Origin of the sequence: Vagococcus fluvialis (assembly GCF_048815235.1) — a bacterium.
Lineage (GTDB): Bacteria > Bacillota > Bacilli > Lactobacillales > Vagococcaceae > Vagococcus.
The window spans coordinates 117,727-137,686 of sequence record NZ_JBMEAO010000003.1; the positions used below are offsets into that span (position 1 = coordinate 117,727).

19 protein-coding genes and 1 riboswitch are annotated in these 19,960 nt (G+C 33.2%); of the genes, 17 read left to right on the plus strand and 2 right to left on the minus strand.

Annotated features, from left to right (window positions below; all coding sequences use genetic code 11):
• The first annotated feature begins 19 nt into the window (after nucleotides 1-19).
• Nucleotides 20-199, plus strand: a complete 180-nt coding sequence (gene rpmF / locus ACODH8_RS03020; protein ID WP_332466176.1) for a 50S ribosomal protein L32 — start codon at nucleotides 20-22, stop codon at nucleotides 197-199.
• A gap of 86 nt (nucleotides 200-285) precedes the next feature.
• Here rpmF and plsY read toward each other — a convergent pair whose 3' ends face one another.
• Nucleotides 286-915: a glycerol-3-phosphate 1-O-acyltransferase PlsY gene (gene plsY / locus ACODH8_RS03025; RefSeq protein ID WP_420503672.1), complete on the minus strand. Its 630-nt coding sequence runs from the start codon at nucleotides 913-915 to the stop codon at nucleotides 286-288.
• 167 nt (nucleotides 916-1,082) lie between these two features.
• Between plsY and ACODH8_RS03030 the strand changes: the two genes are divergently transcribed.
• The 8 genes from ACODH8_RS03030 (at nucleotide 1,083) to ACODH8_RS03065 (ending at nucleotide 7,604) form a co-directional block, all read left to right on the plus strand.
• Nucleotides 1,083-1,400 (plus strand): PadR family transcriptional regulator, encoded by a 318-nt coding sequence (locus ACODH8_RS03030; RefSeq protein ID WP_332466178.1) that lies wholly within the window; start codon nucleotides 1,083-1,085, stop codon nucleotides 1,398-1,400.
• A complete protein-coding gene (locus ACODH8_RS03035; protein ID WP_332466179.1) occupies nucleotides 1,393-1,983 on the plus strand; it encodes a DUF1700 domain-containing protein in 591 nt (196 codons plus the stop codon). Before ACODH8_RS03030 ends, ACODH8_RS03035 begins: the two co-directional genes overlap by 8 nt.
• On the plus strand, nucleotides 1,970-2,140 hold the full coding sequence (locus tag ACODH8_RS03040; protein WP_332466180.1) for a hypothetical protein: 171 nt from the start codon (nucleotides 1,970-1,972) through the stop codon (nucleotides 2,138-2,140). Before ACODH8_RS03035 ends, ACODH8_RS03040 begins: the two co-directional genes overlap by 14 nt.
• A 384-nt stretch (nucleotides 2,141-2,524) precedes the next feature.
• The gene (locus ACODH8_RS03045) at nucleotides 2,525-3,574 is read left to right on the plus strand and encodes a phosphate/phosphite/phosphonate ABC transporter substrate-binding protein (protein ID WP_332466181.1); all 1,050 of its coding nucleotides are present in this window, start codon (nucleotides 2,525-2,527) and stop codon (nucleotides 3,572-3,574) included.
• 81 nt (nucleotides 3,575-3,655) lie between these two features.
• Entirely contained in the window at nucleotides 3,656-4,411 is a 756-nt protein-coding gene (phnC, locus tag ACODH8_RS03050) for a phosphonate ABC transporter ATP-binding protein (protein WP_332466182.1), read from the plus strand.
• Between the two features lie 2 nt (nucleotides 4,412-4,413).
• A complete protein-coding gene (phnE, locus tag ACODH8_RS03055; RefSeq protein ID WP_332466183.1) occupies nucleotides 4,414-5,226 on the plus strand; it encodes a phosphonate ABC transporter, permease protein PhnE in 813 nt (270 codons plus the stop codon).
• Nucleotides 5,227-5,241: 15 nt separating this feature from the next.
• Nucleotides 5,242-6,051, plus strand: coding sequence for a phosphonate ABC transporter, permease protein PhnE (phnE, locus tag ACODH8_RS03060; protein WP_332466184.1), 810 nt, complete (start codon nucleotides 5,242-5,244; stop codon nucleotides 6,049-6,051).
• An 11-nt stretch (nucleotides 6,052-6,062) separates the two neighbouring features.
• Entirely contained in the window at nucleotides 6,063-7,604 is a 1,542-nt protein-coding gene (locus ACODH8_RS03065; RefSeq protein ID WP_420517494.1) for a bifunctional metallophosphatase/5'-nucleotidase, read from the plus strand.
• Between the two features lie 22 nt (nucleotides 7,605-7,626).
• Here ACODH8_RS03065 and ACODH8_RS03070 read toward each other — a convergent pair whose 3' ends face one another.
• Nucleotides 7,627-8,829 carry an MFS transporter gene (locus ACODH8_RS03070; protein ID WP_420517495.1) on the minus strand — a complete coding sequence of 401 codons (1,203 nt, stop codon included), beginning with the start codon at nucleotides 8,827-8,829 and terminating at the stop codon, nucleotides 7,627-7,629.
• Nucleotides 8,830-9,034: 205 nt separating this feature from the next.
• On the opposite strand from ACODH8_RS03070, the gene ACODH8_RS03075 reads away from it, so the two are divergent.
• The 8 genes from ACODH8_RS03075 to ACODH8_RS03110 all read left to right on the plus strand — a co-directional run bounded on the left by ACODH8_RS03075 (nucleotide 9,035) and on the right by ACODH8_RS03110 (nucleotide 19,916).
• A complete protein-coding gene (locus ACODH8_RS03075; RefSeq protein WP_420517496.1) occupies nucleotides 9,035-9,880 on the plus strand; it encodes a DUF4097 family beta strand repeat-containing protein in 846 nt (281 codons plus the stop codon).
• Between the two features lie 236 nt (nucleotides 9,881-10,116).
• Nucleotides 10,117-12,147, plus strand: coding sequence for a DNA topoisomerase IV subunit B (gene parE / locus ACODH8_RS03080; RefSeq protein ID WP_332466188.1), 2,031 nt, complete (start codon nucleotides 10,117-10,119; stop codon nucleotides 12,145-12,147).
• Nucleotides 12,148-12,170: 23 nt separating this feature from the next.
• Nucleotides 12,171-14,621, plus strand: coding sequence for a DNA topoisomerase IV subunit A (gene parC / locus ACODH8_RS03085; protein WP_332466189.1), 2,451 nt, complete (start codon nucleotides 12,171-12,173; stop codon nucleotides 14,619-14,621).
• Nucleotides 14,622-14,911: 290 nt separating this feature from the next.
• Nucleotides 14,912-17,158, plus strand: a complete 2,247-nt coding sequence (pflB, locus tag ACODH8_RS03090; RefSeq protein WP_332466190.1) for a formate C-acetyltransferase — start codon at nucleotides 14,912-14,914, stop codon at nucleotides 17,156-17,158.
• Between the two features lie 68 nt (nucleotides 17,159-17,226).
• A complete protein-coding gene (gene pflA / locus ACODH8_RS03095) occupies nucleotides 17,227-17,988 on the plus strand; it encodes a pyruvate formate-lyase-activating protein (RefSeq protein WP_332466191.1) in 762 nt (253 codons plus the stop codon).
• Between the two features lie 117 nt (nucleotides 17,989-18,105).
• A riboswitch (guanidine-I (ykkC/yxkD leader) is annotated at nucleotides 18,106-18,211 on the plus strand.
• Nucleotides 18,212-18,262: 51 nt separating this feature from the next.
• Nucleotides 18,263-18,601 (plus strand): multidrug efflux SMR transporter, encoded by a 339-nt coding sequence (locus ACODH8_RS03100; protein ID WP_332466192.1) that lies wholly within the window; start codon nucleotides 18,263-18,265, stop codon nucleotides 18,599-18,601.
• 3 nt (nucleotides 18,602-18,604) lie between these two features.
• Nucleotides 18,605-18,919 carry a multidrug efflux SMR transporter gene (locus tag ACODH8_RS03105; RefSeq protein WP_332466193.1) on the plus strand — a complete coding sequence of 105 codons (315 nt, stop codon included), beginning with the start codon at nucleotides 18,605-18,607 and terminating at the stop codon, nucleotides 18,917-18,919.
• 70 nt (nucleotides 18,920-18,989) lie between these two features.
• Nucleotides 18,990-19,916, plus strand: a complete 927-nt coding sequence (locus ACODH8_RS03110) for a manganese-dependent inorganic pyrophosphatase (protein ID WP_332466194.1) — start codon at nucleotides 18,990-18,992, stop codon at nucleotides 19,914-19,916.
• The last annotated feature ends 44 nt before the right edge of the window (nucleotides 19,917-19,960 follow it).

Genomic DNA, 19,960 nt, shown 5'->3' on the forward strand with positions numbered 1-19,960 from the left:
TTAGGGAGGTGTAACCAAAATGGCAGTACCAAAAAGAAAAACTTCAAAAGCTAGAAAAGCTAGACGTCGTACTCATTACAAATTGTCAGCTCCAGGCTTAACAGCTTGTTCAAACTGTGGAGAAATGAGAAAATCACATCACGTGTGTCCTTCTTGTGGCCACTACGATGGAAAAGATGTTATGACAACTGAGGCATAATCATTTTTTTGAAAATGTAAAATCCGTAGACTAACCATGGAGTCTACGGGTTTTTTTATAGAAAAAACAAAAAAGAAAGCTAATCATTAGCTTTCTTTTTTGTTTAATCCAAATGGAATACGACTCTCTGTCCCTGCTTTTATTCGTTTAATATTATCACGGTGACGATAGATAATAAATATAGAAATGGCTGTAGCAAGAAGTGTTAGTAACCAATCTTGTTGCGGTAAGATAATTGGTACAAAGATAGGTAGTATCATGGTAGACAATGTAATAAGAACCGCACTAATGATGCTCGATAGACTTACCATGCTTGTTAAAAATAAAAATAAAACAAATATACTAGCTGAATAAACGAAAAACAACGGGCTATAGGCTAGTAACATACCTGCACTAGTTGCAACAGCTTTACCACCTTTGAATTTTCCGAATATAGGAAAAGTATGACCTAGAATAGCAGCAACACCAAACCATAATGGGTTAACTCCTAAATCAAACCAAGTTGGTAATAAGGTAGCCAAAGTTCCTTTTAGTATATCTAAAAATAAAACGACAATGCCAGCATTTTTACCAAGTACTCTAAATGTATTAGTTGTTCCTGTATTTCCGCTTCCAAAATTTCTAATGTCTTTTTGATAGAATAATTGCCCAATCCAAACACCTGATTGTAGTGATCCTAATAAATAGGCAATGATAAAAAATAATCCAATTTTCAAAACAAAACCTCCTTAGGCTAACAAATATTTTACCATGAATAATAGAGGTCTACAATATAAAAAAGACTGATGAAGGTTAGAGAATAAGACTTGAGACTGATTTTGATAAAATGATATTGTATTTCGATACTATGTGTCATATAGTATATCTTGTAAGGAGGTATAAGATGGATATTCAGTTAAGAAGAGGATTGTTAGATTATAGCGTTTTGGCAGTTTTAAAAGAAGAAGATTCTTATGGTTACATGATAATCAAAAAAATGGATTCTATCTTACCTATTTCAGAATCGACATTATATCCTATTTTGAAAAGGATTGAAGGGAATGGATTGGTTGTCTCTTATTCAGTCGAACATAACGGTCGGTTAAGAAAGTATTATCGTCTAACAGAAAAAGGGCATGATTCTTTAAAAGATTTTGTTGAATCTTGGCATGAAGTAGAGACAGTTATTAATTACATAAAGGGAGCGGTAGATAATGAATAAACAAAATTTTCTGAAAGAGTTAGAGGTTGAGTTGATAGACAAAGAGGTAGGAAACCGTGAAACTTATCTTAACTATTATGAAGAAATATTAAATGATTATATTGAGGACTCTTACACAGAAGAAGAAGCAGTGTTGAAAATTGGATCTATTGAAGAAATAATTCAGATAATCATAGAAGAAAACAAAATGGGTGGAAGTAAGCATACTAAAAAAATGAGTCCTTTAGTGCTAGCTTTATTAATTATTGGGTCTCCTTTGTGGCTTTCCATTTTAATCAGTATATTTCTGTTAGTATTTTCTATTTTACTCATTTTATGGTGCGTTCCATTTACATTAGGAGCTTTGAGTTTCGCTGGGATATTGACAGGAGCTGTTAGTTTGATGGGCCTAGGCTTTAACTCAGATCTTTATTATATAGTAACACAATTAGGAGTGGCCTTAATTGCTTTTGGAGTGGGGTTACTTCTATTACTTGCAACAACAAGTATTATGCATTTTATTCGTAAAGGTTCAAACATGTGTTTACAGGCAATTAATAAATTTATATTATTTGGAGGCGAACTTAGAAATGGAAAATTCTAATAAATGGAAAAGTAAAATAATTGGATTTAGTATCATGTTGATTGTATTAGGTTTTGGGATTATGTTTTTAGGTTATGGTTTATCTGGATTCAATATTGAAAAATATCAAAGTAATGAGAAAAGATGGTATCAAGTGATAACAATTCCGAAAGAATAAAAAATAAAATTATCAAAAATATGATATAAAGCGAACTATTATTATTTATCATACAAAAAAGTACGTATTTATTTTTTGGTTAAAATAACTTTTATTTGATTATTCTTGGTGAGCTAGTAAGTTTTATTGGAATTATAAAGAAAATACACATTATATGAAAAGGTTTACAACATCATCTCCTCGTGTGATTCGCTGAATTAATTAAAAGTAAATGAGAAAAAATAGGTAAAAAAATAGTAAAAATATCAATTCTGTAAATAATAGGTAATTTATTTGTAAAATATTCGGATTTATTATTAATGAAGTAGAATTTTAAGATAACGAGTGATATACTTTGTTAAGTACAAGACGTACGAGATTTAGTATTCTAAGGAGGAAGTATCATTGTTTAAAAAGGTATTCAAATATGCTGGAGTTTTAGCTTTAGCTGTAACATTAACTGCTTGTGGCAGTGGCAAATCTGAAGGAGACAAAAAAGCTGAAGAGGGCGGATTAAAATCAATTGATAAATTATCAGTTGGGTTTGTACCATCTCGTGACCCTGAAGAAATCGTAGCTGCAACAGATCCTTTAAAAGACTTAATGAAGGAAGAGTTAAAGAAAGAAGGATATGATGTTAAAAACATCGATATCACTGTCGGAACTAACTTTGAAGCAGTTGGTGAATCATTATCAGCTGGAACATTAGACGTTGGATTTATTCCAGGTGGAACATATGTTTTATATGATGATGGAGCAGAAGTTATCTTAACAGCAACTCGTGCTGGTCTTTCTGTTGATTCAGATGACGCTAAAGAATGGAATGATAACAAACCAACAGCGCCAACTGACAAACAAGCAAACTCTTACCGTGCATTAATGATCGCTGGACCATCTGAAAAAGGTCAAGCTTTAGCTAAAAAAGTTAATGCTGGTGAAAAATTAACGTTTGACGAATTAAATAGTGCTTCATGGAGTGTTATGAGTTCATCATCTCCAGCTGGTTACATTTACCCAAGTTTATGGTTAAATGAAAACTATGACAAAAACTTATCAGAAATGAAAAACATCGTTCAATCTGACTCATATGGTAGTGCATTTGCTCGTTTAGCATCTGGTCAAGTAGACATCGTATTAACTTATGCTGATGCTCGTCGTGACTTTGAAGAAGCTTGGACTAAAGAGTACAACCGTGAAAAAGGTATCTGGGATGAAACTAACGTTATTGGCGTAACTCCAGCTATCTACAACGATACAATTTCAGTAAGTAAAAGTTCAAAAGTTATGGATGATGATTTGAAAAAAGCTTTACAAAACGCATTTATCAACATTGGTAACAGCGAAAAAGGTAAAGAAGTTATCTCTATCTACAGCCACGAAGGATATCAAGAAGCTACTTCAGCTGACTACGATAACGAACGTAAAGCACAAGAATTAATCCAAGAAAAACAATAATTAAACTATTTTGTTATAGAGAAAATGAGCTGTGGCTATTCTTTAAGAATAGCGACAGTTTATTTTTAAGAAAGGAATATTATGATTAAATTTGAGAATGTCCAAAAAACATACCCAAATGGTTATGTAGGATTAAAAGATGTAAACTTAGAAATTGAGCAAGGTGAATTTGTTGCCATTATTGGTTTATCTGGAGCAGGGAAATCAACGTTAATCCGTTGTATCAATAAAATGCATGATATTACAGATGGAACTTTAGTTGTTAATGGAACAGATGTAAGCAATATTAAAGGTAAAGAAGTTAGAGATTTCAGAAAAACAATTGGGATGATTTTCCAATCATTTAATTTAATTACACGTGCGACAGTTTTAAAGAACGTACTTATATCTTCTGTGCCAGAATTATCATGGTGGAGAAGAATTTTTGGCATTTTCCCAGAAGAAGCAAAAGTAAATGCTTTAGAAAGTTTAGACAACGTAGGAATTCTTGATAAAGCTTATATTCGTGTTGACCAATTATCTGGTGGACAACAACAACGTGTTGCTTTAGCTAGAACTTTAGCTAGAAAACCTGAAGTTATTTTAGCCGATGAACCAGTTGCTGCCTTAGACCCTGTAACAGCTAAAGTAGTAATGGATGACTTTAAACGCATCAATAAAGACTTAAATATTTCCGTTTTGATTAACATCCACCATGTAGATTTAGCATTAGAGTATGCAGATCGTGTTATTGGAGTTAATAAAGGTGAAGTAGTATATGATGGACCATCTGCAGATGTTACTCAAGATGTGTTAGACGAAATATATATGACTAATAATGAAGAAGAAGGTAAATAAAAATGAACTCACTTTGGAAAGGAAAAGAGATTAAGTTATCTAATGGTAAAACGGTTTATCAAAAACCTTCAGTTGTACCTTTGGTTATTTTGATTCTTGTCATATTTACTGTGATTTCAATGAAAGTTACCCAATTTGATATTAAAGCGTTGTTAACTCGTGGCGATCAATTCTTTGTTATCTTAAAAGGAATGTTTCCACCTAACTTAGAATTTATTGGCCGTGTTTGGGGCCCGTTATTTGATACGATTAAAATGTCATTATTAGGTTCTTTAGCTGGTGCGATTGTGTCAATCCCATTAGCATTACTTGCTTCAGCAAATATTGTACATAGTAAAATCATTACAGGATTCTTCAAATTATTATTTAGTATCATGAGAACACTACCAACAATTGTAACGGCGTTAATTGCTACATTCATTTTTGGATTAGGAACGATGGCCGGAACTCTTGCAATATTTATTTTTACAGTAGCGTACGTAGGTAAATTGACTTACGAACAAATCGAGTCATTAGATATGTCGACATTTGAAGCCTTAGAATCAATGGGCTTAACTAGATTCCAAGCTTTTCGTTATGCTGTTGTACCTGAAATTCTACCAACATTTCTATCAACAACCCTGTTTAACTTTGAAGGGAACTTAAGATATGCTTCTATTCTTGGTTATGTTGGAGCCGGTGGATTAGGAATTATTCTAAATGAGCAATTAGGTTGGCGTGCATATGATAATGTAGGGACTATTCTTTTAGTGTTAATATTATCAGTTGCAATTATTGAATCTATCAGTGAATACGCTCGTAAGAAATTACAATAGGCAAAGGAGAAAAGAATGAATCAAAAGATTGAAACAACTTTAAATCAAGAACCTTCTAAAAAAATTCAATACTTGACGTTAACTACTATCATTGTTGCTGCCTTTGTATGGTCATTATCAGCTATTCAATTTAATGCAGTTGATGATGGTGGTTGGAAAATAGCAAGTAAGATTATTCAGGGGATTTTAACTCCCGATACAGAATTTTTATTTAATTTTACAAATCAAGGTGTTCCTTACTTACTTTTTGAAACAATTTGTATTGCATTTATAGGAACTATTTTTGGAGCGATTTTATCAATTCCTGTTGCCTTTTTAATGGCACCAAGTATTGTTCCAAAACCAGTGTACTTAACAACACGTTTCTTAGTTATCGTGATTAGAACAGTACCAGCTTTAGTATATGGATTAATGTTTATTCGTGTAACTGGACCTGGACCTTTTGCAGGTGCGATGACAATGTCATTAACATCTATCGGAATGGTTTCAAAATTATACGTAGATATTATTGAAGATATTGACCGTGGTGTTTTAGAAGCGATGGACTCGATGGGATGTACGACTTATGAAAAAATTAGATTTGGTATTATTCCACAATTAATTGCTAACTTCTCTTCAATTACGATTTATCGTTTTGATATGAACTTAAGGGATGCGACGATTCTTGGTTTAGTAGGAGCTGGTGGTATTGGTTCACCACTTATCTTCGCTATGAACTCGTATCGTTGGCATGAAGTTGGGTCTATCTTAATAGGCTTAATTATCCTAATTCTATTTGTGGAATTGGTATCGAACAAATTAAGAAATAAACTAGTTAATGGATAGGTGTGTTTAGAATGAAGTTAACGATATTATCAACAAGTGATACTCATGGTTATTTATATGCAACAGATTTCCGTGAAAAAAATCAATCTTTAGATTTTGGTTTAACAAAAGTCGTTACTAAAATCAAAGAAATTGAATGCTCATGTGATTTACCAGTATTGAAAATTGACAATGGCGATTTTTTACAAGGCTCTCCATTTAGTTATTATTTAGCTAAAAATAAAGAGCAAGGTTCAATGGCTGATGTGATGAATGCTGTCGGTTATGATTGTGGCGTTTTAGGTAATCATGAATTTAATTACGGTTTAGACTATTTAGAAGAAACCATCGAGAAACTAAATTACCCAATTGTGTGTGCCAATATCTTAAAAAAATCAGGTGACTTTTTGACAGGGCATCCTTATGTTATTGTTGAACGTGGGGGAGTTAAAATTGCTGTTTTAGGTTTAACAACTCAGTATATTCCTCATTGGGAACAACCTGCAACTGTTGAAAATCTAATATTTAAATCTGCTTTAGAAACAGCAAAAGAATTTGTTCCTAAATTAAGAGAATTAGCCGATGTCGTAGTGGTTAGTTATCATGGTGGTTTTGAAAAAGATTTAGAGACTGGTGTTCCAACTGAAGTGTTAACAGGGGAAAATGAAGGTTATGATATTCTTCATGAAGTTCCCGGTATTGATGTTTTATTAACAGGTCACCAACATCGTGTGATTGCTATGAAAGAGGAATTAGTTCCTGTAACACAACCTGGTGACAAAGGTCGTTATTTAGCTAAAGTTGAAGTTGAATTATCATCTGAAAAAGAGATAACGAATACGACTGCTGAATTAGTGACTGTTGAAAATACTGAAGAAGATTCAGATGTTGTTAATCAATTTAGTTCTTTATTAGATCAAGTTCAAATTTGGTTAGACAAGCAACTTGGAAAAGTTAGTGGAGACATGACTATTACTGACCCAATGATGGTTAGACAAAAAAGTCATCCTTACATCGAGTTTATTCAAGATGTTCAAAAGGACGCAACAGGAGCTACTATTTCAGGAACAGCATTATTTGACAATAATGGAAAAGGTTTTGGGGAAACTATTAGTATGCGAGATATCGTAACTAATTATATCTATCCTAATACTTTAGCGGTATTAAAAGTAACAGGAGCTGAATTAAAATTAGCCCTTGAAAGATGTGCTAGTTATTTTGATATCAGCGACAAGGGAGAGCTTTGTGTTAGCAAGGAGTTCTTAGAACCTAAGGTAGAACATTATAATTATGATATGTATAGTGGGATTAATTATGTTTTTGATATCAAGCAACCAAAAGGTGAACGAGTTGTCGAACTGTTTAAAGACGGTGTGGCTATTCAAGAAGATGATTCTTTAGAAATAGTTATGAATCAATACCGTGCTGTTGGTGGTGGCGATTACGCTATGTTTGGTGCTGAAAAAATAGTTCGAGAAATTACAGTTGATATGACTGAATTAATTTCTAATTATCTTGAGAAATATCCAGTTATTAAAGCGATTCAACCCAACAACTTTCAAATTAAATATTAAAAAAGCCTCAAACTGTCAGTGATTAATTGACAGTTTGAGGTTTTAATTTTACAAAAAAGATGCTGACAGCCGTTAAGATTCCTAAGCCTAAGAAATAAATAAAAGCAGTGAGGAATGTTCCGCTACTTTCTACTAAGAAACCAATCACTAATTGAGCCACAGCTCCCCCTACAATACCACCTGAGGCAATTGTAGAGTAACTAGGTGCAAAGGCATTACCTTCGAAAAGTTTCATTGGAATCGCCATTAACGTAACAAAACTAAGTGTTAGAAAAAGTGTTGCTAACCCTAATATAATAATAAAATTAATAGGTTTATTAACAAAGTAAGCACAGAAAACAAGTATGGCTCCGATAATAGATGTTAGGAAAATGACTTCTCTATCTTTACCAAAGAAATATTTACTTACAATATACCCACCAGCTATTGCACCTGTTAATGCAAAAATCCCTACAGCAGAACTAATTAGCCCAGATTGAGTTAAACTAACTCCTGGATATGTTGTTAAAAAGGTAGGTAGCCAGTTGTTTAAACCATAAAGTAAATTGTTAATGAAAAAGGCTGCTGCAAACAATATCCAGATTGTTGGGTTCTTCCAAACTGACAAAATAGAGACTGTATTTGCCCTTTGTTCACTTTTAACTATTTTTTGTTTTCTAGGAATGGAAAAAGCGATAATAATAGCAATGACAATAGCTGTTAATGTTAATATAGAGTACGCAAATTGCCATCCCTTTATTTCAATGATTGGTGAAAGCATAATAGGACCTAAAACTCCAGCAACGCCTGAAGATGAAATTAAGATACCTTTAGCAAACGTTCTTTTTTCAAGAGGGAAGTTATCAATAACTTCTTTACTTGAAGCTGAGGCGTATCCAGAGTGAGCTAGCATACCTGTTAGTAGTCTAACAGCGATCAGCACTTGGACGGTTTGACTTAAACTAAAGATAAAGTCAAAAGTACCAATCAGTAATACTGAAAGAATGACCACGGAACGAGCGCCAAATTTGTTGATAGCAAAACTCATAGGAACTTGCATCAAAGCGTAACCAATAAAAAAAGCACTTAAAATAAGTCCTTTGGTACTTTCGCTCATAGGAATATCTTTGCTAATTGAAACAATGGAAATACCGACAGAAAGTTTATCAATATACACCATGACATAACCTAAAAATAAAGAGCCCAATAATAGGTTTAAATTGACATTATTTTCCTTTTTTGTCACTAATCATCAATCCTTTCTAATGACAGTTTAAAAACTTCTAAATTAAATATACACGTAAAAGATTGCTGTGCAAAGCTTTTTTATTTTAAAGGACCATTTTATAAAAAGGGTGCAGAATTATGTAGAAAATAAGACTTAAGTCCTTTGTTCTACATAGTCTAAAAAAGTATGATAAAATTAGAGAAAGTAAAGAAGGATGGGAGTTATGAAAAAAATAGGGTTAGGTATACTAATTGTGTGTTCTGTTGGGTTATTAACAAGTTGTAAGACTAATGAAGTAGAAATGATTAATACTGAACGTGTTGATAGTAAAAATATTGAGCAAATAAATCTCTCTTATAAAAGTGAAGACCTTCGATTTTTTATTGGGAGTGAAGATGAGATCGTTATAGAAGAATATTTAGGTTCTGAAAAAGATAAGGCAACAGTTAGGACACAGAATGGTAGATTATCGATAGAAAGTGGGAAAAATGACAAATGGCGAATTTTACCAACGCTAACTAATCACGTAGATATTTATTTACCCAAAGAGTATCAAAAAGATTTAATAATAGAAACTAATAGTGGTTTTGTCGAGCTAGCTGATTCTTTTGAACTAAATAAAGTCTCTATTGAGCAAAATAGCGGTGATTTAAAAATAAAAGAAATTAAAGCAGATGAGATGTCTTTTAGAACTAGTAGTGGCTCTTTAAAAGGAGATCTATTAGATTCAGATAATATAAAAGTCGCCAGTAATAGTGGCAGTGTTAAGTTTGGTAAAATTTTAGGAAATGCAGATTTAGAAACTAAATCGGGTTCTATTAAGACGTCATTTGTTTCTGTTAGTAAGAATGTTCAAGCAGTATCTAAAAGTGGTAATGTTTCAATAGAATTGCCCAAAAATCTTAGTTTTGATTTTCAAGGGGAAACCAAATCTGGTAGTTTTTTAACTGACTACGAAATGTCCTTATCGGGACCAGAGGAAGTTGTAACAGCAAGTATTGGAAATGGCGATAAAAAAATTGTTAAGATAAAAACAAATTCTGGAAATATCGAATTAACAAAGAGATAGTGAAAATTAATAAAAGTAGTTTGTTTAGAGACTGCTTTTATTAATTTTAAAATGATTTTTTGCAAGTTTGTCTTTTTTGTTATAAAATAGAAGATGATATAGGAGAGCAATCAACTTGTTAGCAAGTTGTTTTTTTTTGTTCTCTTCAAAAATAAGCTTTATCTTAAAATCGTTTTGAAGTAGTATATAAAGGTATTAGATGTTCAAACATCTAAGAGAAGCAAAGGAGTTTTATTATGTCGAAAAAAATTGAAAGACAATATGATGATACATCGATACAAGTCTTAGAAGGTTTAGAAGCTGTGAGAAAACGCCCAGGTATGTATATTGGATCAACTGATTCTAAAGGGTTACATCATTTAGTATTTGAGATATTTGATAACGCAGTTGATGAGGCTTTATCAGGTTACGGTGAAGAAATAGATGTCGTTATTCATGAAGATAATAGTATCAGTGTTCGAGATTATGGACGTGGTATGCCGACAGGAATTCATGCTTCAGGAAAACCGACTATTGAAGTTATTTTTACTGTGCTTCATGCCGGTGGTAAATTTGGACAAGGTGGCTATAAAACCTCTGGAGGTCTACATGGGGTTGGGGCGAGTGTTGTAAATGCTTTGTCATCATCTTTAACTGTAGAAACTATCAAAGATGGCGAAGAAGTTCATTTAGCTTTTAAAGACGGTGGACACACAGATGGTAAATTAAAAAGAACCAAAGCTCCTAAAAAGAAAAACGGATCTTTAATAACGTTTAAACCAGATCCATCTATTTTTTCAACGACAGTGTTCTCTTATGATATTTTAGCAGAACGATTAAGAGAGTCAGCCTTTTTATTAAAAGGAATCAAAATAACTTTAACAGATAAAAGAAGTGACCAAGAAGAAATCTTCTTATATAAAGAAGGTATTAAAGAATTCATTAGTTATTTGAATGAAGACAAGGATACTTTAACACCAGTTATCTATTTTTCAGGTGAAAAAGAAGGAATTGAAACAGAATTTGCTTGTCAATATAATGATGGCTACTCAGAAAACACTCTATCTTTTGTAAATAATGTTAGAACTAGAGATGGTGGAACTCATGAAATGGGTATGAGAACCGCTTTAACAAAATCATTTAATGAATATGCTAGAAAAGTTGGTTTATTAAAAGAAAAAGATAAAAATCTTGAAGGTAGTGATTTTCGAGAAGGTTTATCTGCCATAGTTTCCATTAGAGTCCCTGAGAATTTACTACAATTTGAAGGTCAAACAAAAGGAAAATTAGGCACACCAATTGCTCGAAGTATTGTAGAATCAGTGATCAGTGAGCAACTTGTATTCTACTTACAAGAAAACAGTGAAATGTCACAAATGTTGATTCGAAAAGCGATTAAAGCACGTGAAGCACGTGAAGCAGCTAGAAAAGCACGTGAGGATAGTCGAAACGGTAAAAAACGCCGTAAAGGTGAATCTTTACTATCAGGTAAATTAACACCAGCCCAATCTCGTAATCCTAAGAAAAATGAATTGTACTTGGTCGAAGGGGATTCGGCGGGAGGTTCAGCTAAACAAGGACGCGACCGTAAATTTCAAGCTATTTTACCTTTAAGAGGTAAAGTAATTAATACGGAAAAAGCTAAGTTACAAGATATTATGAAGAATGAAGAAATAAACACTATGATTTATACAATCGGAGCAGGTGTAGGCGCAGATTTTGAGCTTGAAGATTGTAATTACGATAAAGTTATCATTATGACCGATGCCGATACGGATGGGGCTCATATTCAAGTATTACTCTTAACATTTTTCTATCGTTACATGAAACCATTAGTCGAAGCAGGTAAAGTTTATATTGCATTACCACCCCTATATAAAGTACAAAAGGGAGCAGGTAAAAAGGCAGTGATTGAGTATGCTTGGACTGACGAAGAACTAAAAGAAGTCACTAATTCAATTGGTAAAGGCTACATGTTACAAAGATATAAAGGGTTAGGTGAAATGAATGCTGACCAATTATGGGAAACAACAATGGATCCTGAAACGAGAACCTTAATTCAAGTCACTATTGAAGATGGCGCAAAAGCAGAACGACGCGTAACGACTTTAATGGGTGATAAAGTTGAACCTCGAAGAAGATGGATTGAAAAAAATGTTCAATTCTCATTAGATGAAGGCAGTAGTATTTTGGAAACGAAAGAGCCTAAAAAAGAAGCAGAAAAACTAACTGCTGACGATGCGAATCAAACAAATGATGATTTTGAAGAACTCAGTCTATTTGATTAGTAGAATGAAGGAGAGAATGAAGAATGAGTGAACGAAAAGGCATTCAACAACTAACTCTTGAAGAAATTATGGGAGACCGTTTTGGACGATATTCTAAATATATTATTCAAGACCGAGCATTACCAGATATTCGAGATGGCCTGAAACCAGTACAACGACGAATTTTATATTCGATGAATAAAGATGGTAATACTTTTGAAAAAGCTTTTAGAAAGTCTGCCAAATCTGTAGGTAATATCATGGGTAATTACCATCCTCATGGTGATAGTAGTATTTATGAAGCGATGGTTCGTATGAGCCAAGATTGGAAACTTCGAAATCCTTTAATTGAGATGCATGGTAATAATGGTAGTATGGACGGTGACCCACCAGCTGCAATGCGTTATACAGAGGCACGTTTGTCAGAATTAAGTGGTGAATTACTGAAAGATATTGAAAAAGAAACAGTTGATTTTGTATGGAACTTTGATGATACAGAAAAAGAACCAACTGTTTTACCAGCTAAATACCCTAACCTTTTAGTAAATGGTTCTACAGGGATTTCAGCAGGATATGCAACAGAAATCCCAACACATAACTTAGCTGAAATTATTGATGGAACTATTTATTTAGTAGATCATCCTAATGCTTCAGTTGAGAAATTAATGGAGTTCGTTCCAGGTCCTGATTTTCCAACTGGTGGTATCTTACAAGGCAAAAAAGAACTGAAGAGAGCTTATGAAACAGGTAAAGGTAAAGTTATTTTACGTTCTAAAACCGCTATTGAGCCCTTAAAGGCTGGTCGAGAACAAATTGTGATTACTGAAATTCCTTACGAGGTAAATAAAGCAGTCTTAGTTAAAAAAATGGATGAATTACGTTTAAATCGACGTTTAGAAGGCATTTCTGAAGTGCGTGATGAAAGTGATAGAACAGGACTTAGAATCGTTGTAGAGTTGAAAAAAGAAGTAGATTCGACAGGGATTTTAAATTACCTTTTCAAAAATACTGACTTACAAATTAATTACAACTTCAACATGGTTGCGATTCATGATTTACGACCTGAACAAGTTGGCTTAAAAGTTATTTTAGAGGCGTATATTGCTCACCGAAGAGACGTTATAAAAAAACGCAGTGAGTTTGATTTGAATAAAGCGCGTAATCGTCAACACATCGTTAGTGGACTGATAAAAGCTTTATCTATTTTAGATCAAGTAATTGCTACTATTAGAGGTAGTAAAGATAAAAAGGACGCTAAAATGAATTTAGTATCTGAATACGCATTTACTGAAAATCAAGCAGAAGCTATTGTGTCACTTCAGTTATATCGTTTAACTAACACCGATATAACTGCACTTGAAAAAGAAAATGAAGAACTAGCAGAATTGATTGCTTCGTTGACTTTAATTTTAAATGATGAAAAACAATTACTAAATGTCTTGAAAAAAGAATTAAGAGAAGTGAAAAAACAATATCATTCACCTCGTTTAACTCAATTAGAAGATGAAATATCAGAAATCACTATTGAAACAGCAGTATTAATTCCTCAAGAAGATGTGATGGTTAGTGTAACAAAAGAGGGCTATGTTAAACGTAGTAGCATAAGATCATACAGTGCTTCAAAAGAAGATGCTATTGAAATGAAAGAAACAGATGAGCTGATTTTTGTTTCTCAGCTTAATACTCATGACCATTTATTGTTTGTCACAAATAAAGGGAACATGATTTATCGTCCAGTTCACGAATTGGCTGATAAAAAATGGAAAGACGTAGGAGAGCACTTCTCATTAAGTATTACATCTTTAGAAATGGGAGAAACAATTGTTTCTGTCTTCCCATATACAGAAATGTCAGATAAGAACTTTGTTTTTGTCACAAAAGAAGGGATGATTAAACAATCCCTAATGACTGATTTCGATGTGTGGCGTACTTATAAGAGTCGTCCTACTTTATGTATGAAACTAAAAACAGAAACAGATGAAATTATTTTTGCTGATTTAATAGATGCTTCAAAAACTAAAGAAGTTCTATTAGTAACACACCTTGCATTTGGTTTATACTATGATTTAGAAGAAGTTCCAGTAGTAGGTGCTAGAGCAGCTGGGGTGAAAGCTATTAACTTAAAACAAGATGATTTTGTCGTTGGAAGTATCGTTTTAGAACGAAATGAAGATGCGAGTATTACAATTATTACTCAAAGAGGATCTGCTAAGCGAATGAAGGTAAATGAATTAAGTAAACTTGGAAGAGCTAAGCGTGGTTTAATGGTTTTAAGAGAGTTAAAATCAAACCCTCATCGTGTGTTTAAAGTTATAAAGAACGAAGAAAATCAAGTGGTTGAGTTAGTAACTGAAACAAATCATGTTGTGACAGTTGATTTAAATGAGATTCCTATAAATGATCGTCAATCGAATGGTTCATTTGTTATCGATGAAAAATCAGCAGGTGGTATAAGTAACGTTATTGTTAAATTTATACCTGATCAAGATGAATAAATAAGTTGTTAAAGAAGTAGGCTAGTGGCCTACTTCTTTTTGTTTGTCTAAAAAGCGTTATCTGTTATAATACAGTTATAAGATGTACTATAACAGATAATAAAAATAGTTTCACATGTTCAAATGTTGATTTATAGGGTTTATGAAGGTGTTTATTTAGAAAAATTAAAACTTAAATATTTTTTTCACTATAACACTTGAAAGTTATTGTGTATGTGTTATACTGAGCATGTAAAAAATATTACATTAAAACTTTAAAAAAAGAAATATTACAAGGAGGCTTCTCAATTATGGGACATTGGGATGGATTTAAAGGCGACAAATGGCGTACAAGTGTAGATGTGAGAGATTTTATTCAAAAGAACTACACAGAATACAAAGGTGACGACAGTTTCTTAGAGCCAACTGCAGAGAGCACAGATAAATTATGGACTAAATTACAAGAACTATTTGAAGTGCAACATGAGAAAAATGGTGTGTATGATATGGATACTAATATTCCAGGTACAATCACATCTCATGAGCCAGGTTATTTAATTAAAGAAGAAGAAACAATTGTCGGTTTACAAACTGATGTACCATTAAAACAAGCCTTCATGCCATATGGTGGTATTAACATGGCTAATCATTCATTAGTAGCGAATGGTTACGAAACAGACGAAGAAATGACTAAAATCTTTACTGACTGGAGAAAAACTCATAATCAAGGTGTATTCGATGCTTACACTCCAGAAATGAGAGCAGCTCGTAAAAATAAAATTATTACAGGTCTTCCAGATGCATACGGACGTGGACGTATAATCGGTGATTACCGTCGCTTAGCTTTATACGGAATTGACTTCTTAATCGCTCAAAAGAAAAAAGATTTATCATTAATTGGTAATAAAGTAATGACTGATGATGTGATTCGTTTAAGAGAAGAAGTATCTGAACAAATCAGAGCTCTTGCTGACATTAAAGAAATGGCTACTTACTATGGTTTTGATATTTCTGAACCAGCTAAAAACGCTCAAGAAGCAATTCAATGGACTTACTTTGGTTATTTAGCAGCAATTAAATCACAAAATGGTGCGGCAATGTCAATCGGACGTGTATCAGCATTCTTAGATATTTATATCGAACGTGATTTACAAAATGGTGTTATTACAGAAAACCAAGCGCAAGAAATGATTGACCACTTAATTATGAAATTACGTATGGTTAAATTTGCTCGTACTCCTGAATACAACCAATTATTCTCAGGATATCCAATTTGGGCAACTTTATCATTAGCTGGTATGGGATTAGACGGACGTTCATTAGTAACTAAGAGTGATTTCCGTATCCTACATACATTAACAAACATGGGACCATCTCCAGAACCTAACTTAACAGTTCTTTATTCTTCACATTTACCAGAAGGTTTCAGAACTTACTCAGCTAAAATTGCGAAAGAAAGCTCATCAATTCAGTTTGAAAATGATGACTTATTACGCGCTAACTGGGGATCAGATGATTGTGCGATTGCTTGTTGTGTATCTGCAACTGTAATGGGTAAAGATATGCAATTCTTCGGAGCTCGTGCTAACTTAGCTAAAGCAGTTCTTTACGCAATCAATGGTGGTGTGGATGAAAAAACAAAAGCACAAGTTGCTCCTAAATTCCGTCCAATGACTGGCGAAACTTTAGATTACAATGAATTCATTGAACGTTACAAAGACATTATGGATTGGTTAGCAGAATTATATGTAAATACATTAAATGTTATCCACTTCATGCATGATAAATATGCTTATGAAGCTCCACAATTAGCCTTTATGGAATCAGATTTAAAACGTACATTTGCTACAGGTATTGCAGGTATCTCACATGCAACTGATAGTATCATGGCAATTAAACATGGTAACGTACAAGTAATTCGTGATGAAGATGGTATGGCAATTGACTATGTGCCTCAAAACGAATTCCCAACTTACGGAAATGATAATGAAGAAGCAGATGCAATGGCTAACTGGATTGTTGAATACTTCATGGATCAAATCAAACGTCAACATACTTACCGTAACTCAACACCAACACTTTCATTATTGACAATTACGTCTAATGTAGTATATGGTAAAGCTACAGGTAATACACCTGACGGACGTCGTGCAGGTAAACCATTAGCACCAGGTGCTAACCCAAGTTACCAAGATGGTAAATTCTTAGGTGAGAAAAATGGTTTATTAGCTTCATTAAACTCAACAGCTAAATTAGACTATACAAATGCATTAGATGGTATTTCTAATACTCAAACGATTAATCCTAATGGTTTAGGTAAAGATGATACAACTCGTATCGATAACTTAAGAAACGTAATGGATGGTTACTTTGATAATGGCGGATATCACTTAAACGTGAACGTCTTTACAACAGATCTTTTATTAGATGCTCAAGCGCATCCTGAAAAATATCCTAACCTTACAATTCGTGTTTCTGGTTATGCTGTTAAATTCCGTGACTTAACTGCGGAACAACAAGCTGACGTTATCGCTAGAACTTCACATAGTAGAATGTAAAAATAATAACTAAAGAGATGACTGGTGGCTTTTCGGTCATCTCTTTTTTAAATAAGGAATGGTAGACGATGACAGAAAAAGTAATGGGAAGAATTCATTCAACTGAAAATTTTGGTACTGTAGACGGACCGGGAGTTAGATTTATCGTTTTTATGCAAGGTTGTCGCATGAGATGTGAATTTTGTCATAACCCAGATACTTGGAAAATCAACGGTGGGCGTGAAGTGTCAACCGATGAAATTTTAGAAGAAGCTTTACGTTATCAAAAATATTGGGGCGAAAAAGGTGGCATTACCATAAGTGGTGGAGAACCTTTACTTCAACCTGAATTTATTACCGACTTATTTAAAAAAGCTAAAGCTAAAGGAATTCATACAACCATTGATACGTGTGGACGTCCTTTCACTTATGAAGAGCCTTTTTTCAGTCAATTTAATGAATTAATGAAGTATACTGATTTATTATTATTTGATATTAAGCATATTGATAACGAAGCTCATAAAAAACTTACTAAAAATCCAAATGACAATATTTTGGAGATGGCTAAACATTTATCTGATATTGATAAACCCGTTTGGATTAGACACGTACTTGTTCCTTTCAGAAGTGACTATGATGAGTATTTAGTTCGTCTAGATGAATTTATTAAAACATTAAACAATGTTGATAAAGTAGAAATTTTACCTTATCACACAATGGGTAAATACAAATGGGAAGAGCTTGGTCTAAAATATCCGCTTGAAGGGATTGAGCCACCGACATCAGATCGTGTGAAAAATGCGCAAGATTTATTGCACATTCAAGATTATACAAAATATCAAACAAGATAAGAAACTGGATTTTCAGTTTCTTTTTGTTTAATTGACAAGTATGTAAGAATTTAATGAGCAAAAAAGTAAAAAACTTGAAGTAAGAAATCAGCATGCTATAATCGAATGATATTAATAAAAAGTACTTACTAGGGTTCCGTAATGTTTCATACGCATTAGTCTGGTCCGAGAGTAAGCTCGTAGAGAAATCTACGAAACACGGAGGGACAAAAGCCTGGGAGATACGTTTTTAACGGTCTCTTAGGCTTTTTCTTATGAGAGGGAGGAATTTTGTATGAATCGCAGTTGGCTATCAATTGTCATTGCAGCAGTTTTTGAAGTTATGTGGGTAATTGGATTGAAACATGCTTCAAATCCTTTGGAATGGGGAGGCACACTTATTGCCATTTTTGTAAGTTTTTATTTAATGATTAAAGCAGGAGAAAAACTACCTGTTGGAACAGTTTATGCTGTGTTTGTTGGTTTAGGAACAACAGGGACCATTTTAGTGGATGCTTTAGTGTTTAAACAACCAGTTAGTGCTATGACAATTGTGTTTGTTGCTTTACTATTAGTCGGTGTAATTGGCTTAAAAATGTCATCTGATGACAAAAGCAAGGAAGGGGAGAAATAAACTATGGCATGGATTAGTTTAGTTTTTGCAGGTATTTTTGAAATGTTAGGCGTTAATAGTATCAATCAGTATGTAAATAATAAAACGAAGAAAAATTTGGCTAAATTAATAGGAATGTTTGCTCTAAGCTTTATTTTACTATCCTATTCAATTGAGCAGCTCCCAATGAGTACAGCCTATGCTGTTTGGACTGGGATTGGTGCATCTGGTGGAGCGATTTTAGGAATTGTCATTTATAAAGAGCCAAAAGATGCTAAACGAATTTTCTTTATTTCTTTAATATTAATTGCAGCAGTTGGTTTGAAATTAATTTCTTAAAAAACTTTGGGAATTTATTTTTTATGTTATAATATCAACATATGATATTGTTATTGGAGGAATTATTATTATGTCAAAAGTATTAGTTTTTGGCCATCAAAACCCTGATACAGATGCGATTACATCTGCTATCTCATTTGCGTATTTACAAAACCAATTAGGAGTGGAAGCAGAAGCAGTTGCTTTAGGTGAAGTTAACGAAGAAACAGCATATGCTCTAAATTACTTTAATGTAAAAGCTCCTCGCGTTATTGAATCAGCAGGTTCAGAAACTAACCAAGTTATGTTAGTTGACCACAATGAAGCACAGCAAAGTGTTTCTGATATTAAAGATTTAGAAGTTTTAGCAGTTGTAGATCACCACAGAATTGCTAATTTTGAAACAGCGAATCCACTATTTTACCGAGCTGAGCCAGTTGGGTGTACTAATACAATTATTTTAAAATTATATAAAGAACATAGCATTGAGATTCCAAAAGAAATTGCTGGCTTAATGTTATCTGCTATTGTTTCTGACTCATTATTATTTAAATCTCCAACTTGCACAGAACAAGATGTAAAAGCAGCTAAAGAATTAGCTGAAATTGCAGAAGTTGATGTAGATGTTTATGGTTTAGATATGTTAAAAGCTGGTACTAACTTAAGTGACAAAACAGCTCTACAATTAATTGATGGGGATGCTAAAACTTTCCCAATGGGCGACAAAAACTTACGTATTGGACAAGTAAATACTGTAGATGTCCAAGATGTATTAGGACGTCAAGCTGAACTTGAAGCTGAGATGGCTAAGCAAAATGAAGTAAAAAATTTTGATATGTTTGTTTTAGTGATTACTAATATTTTAGATAGTAATTCAGTTGCATTAGTTGTTGGACAGCCTAAAGAAAAAGTTGAAGAAGCTTTTGGAGTTACTTTAACAAACAATCAAGCCTTCTTAGAAGGTGTTGTCTCACGTAAGAAACAAGTAGTACCACAGTTAACTAAAGCGTTTAGTTAAAAATTTAAGCTTCCAAGAATTATTCTTGGAAGCTTTTTTAAGGA

What these genes read in the sequence shown, in the direction of transcription:
- parC (WP_332466189.1), top strand. Translation starts at nt 12,171, where the DNA reads ATGAGTGAACGAAAAGGCATTCAACAACTAACTCTTGAAGAAATTATG.
- ACODH8_RS03035 (WP_332466179.1), top strand. Translation starts at nt 1,393, where the DNA reads ATGAATAAACAAAATTTTCTGAAAGAGTTAGAGGTTGAGTTGATAGAC.
- ACODH8_RS03065 (WP_420517494.1), top strand. Translation starts at nt 6,063, where the DNA reads ATGAAGTTAACGATATTATCAACAAGTGATACTCATGGTTATTTATAT.
- phnC (WP_332466182.1), top strand. Translation starts at nt 3,656, where the DNA reads ATGATTAAATTTGAGAATGTCCAAAAAACATACCCAAATGGTTATGTA.
- parE (WP_332466188.1), top strand. Translation starts at nt 10,117, where the DNA reads ATGTCGAAAAAAATTGAAAGACAATATGATGATACATCGATACAAGTC.
- ACODH8_RS03030 (WP_332466178.1), top strand. Translation starts at nt 1,083, where the DNA reads ATGGATATTCAGTTAAGAAGAGGATTGTTAGATTATAGCGTTTTGGCA.
- ACODH8_RS03105 (WP_332466193.1), top strand. Translation starts at nt 18,605, where the DNA reads ATGGCATGGATTAGTTTAGTTTTTGCAGGTATTTTTGAAATGTTAGGC.
- pflA (WP_332466191.1), top strand. Translation starts at nt 17,227, where the DNA reads ATGACAGAAAAAGTAATGGGAAGAATTCATTCAACTGAAAATTTTGGT.
- rpmF (WP_332466176.1), top strand. Translation starts at nt 20, where the DNA reads ATGGCAGTACCAAAAAGAAAAACTTCAAAAGCTAGAAAAGCTAGACGT.
- phnE (WP_332466183.1), top strand. Translation starts at nt 4,414, where the DNA reads ATGAACTCACTTTGGAAAGGAAAAGAGATTAAGTTATCTAATGGTAAA.
- ACODH8_RS03110 (WP_332466194.1), top strand. Translation starts at nt 18,990, where the DNA reads ATGTCAAAAGTATTAGTTTTTGGCCATCAAAACCCTGATACAGATGCG.
- phnE (WP_332466184.1), top strand. Translation starts at nt 5,242, where the DNA reads ATGAATCAAAAGATTGAAACAACTTTAAATCAAGAACCTTCTAAAAAA.
- pflB (WP_332466190.1), top strand. Translation starts at nt 14,912, where the DNA reads ATGGGACATTGGGATGGATTTAAAGGCGACAAATGGCGTACAAGTGTA.
- ACODH8_RS03075 (WP_420517496.1), top strand. Translation starts at nt 9,035, where the DNA reads ATGAAAAAAATAGGGTTAGGTATACTAATTGTGTGTTCTGTTGGGTTA.
- ACODH8_RS03040 (WP_332466180.1), top strand. Translation starts at nt 1,970, where the DNA reads ATGGAAAATTCTAATAAATGGAAAAGTAAAATAATTGGATTTAGTATC.
- ACODH8_RS03100 (WP_332466192.1), top strand. Translation starts at nt 18,263, where the DNA reads ATGAATCGCAGTTGGCTATCAATTGTCATTGCAGCAGTTTTTGAAGTT.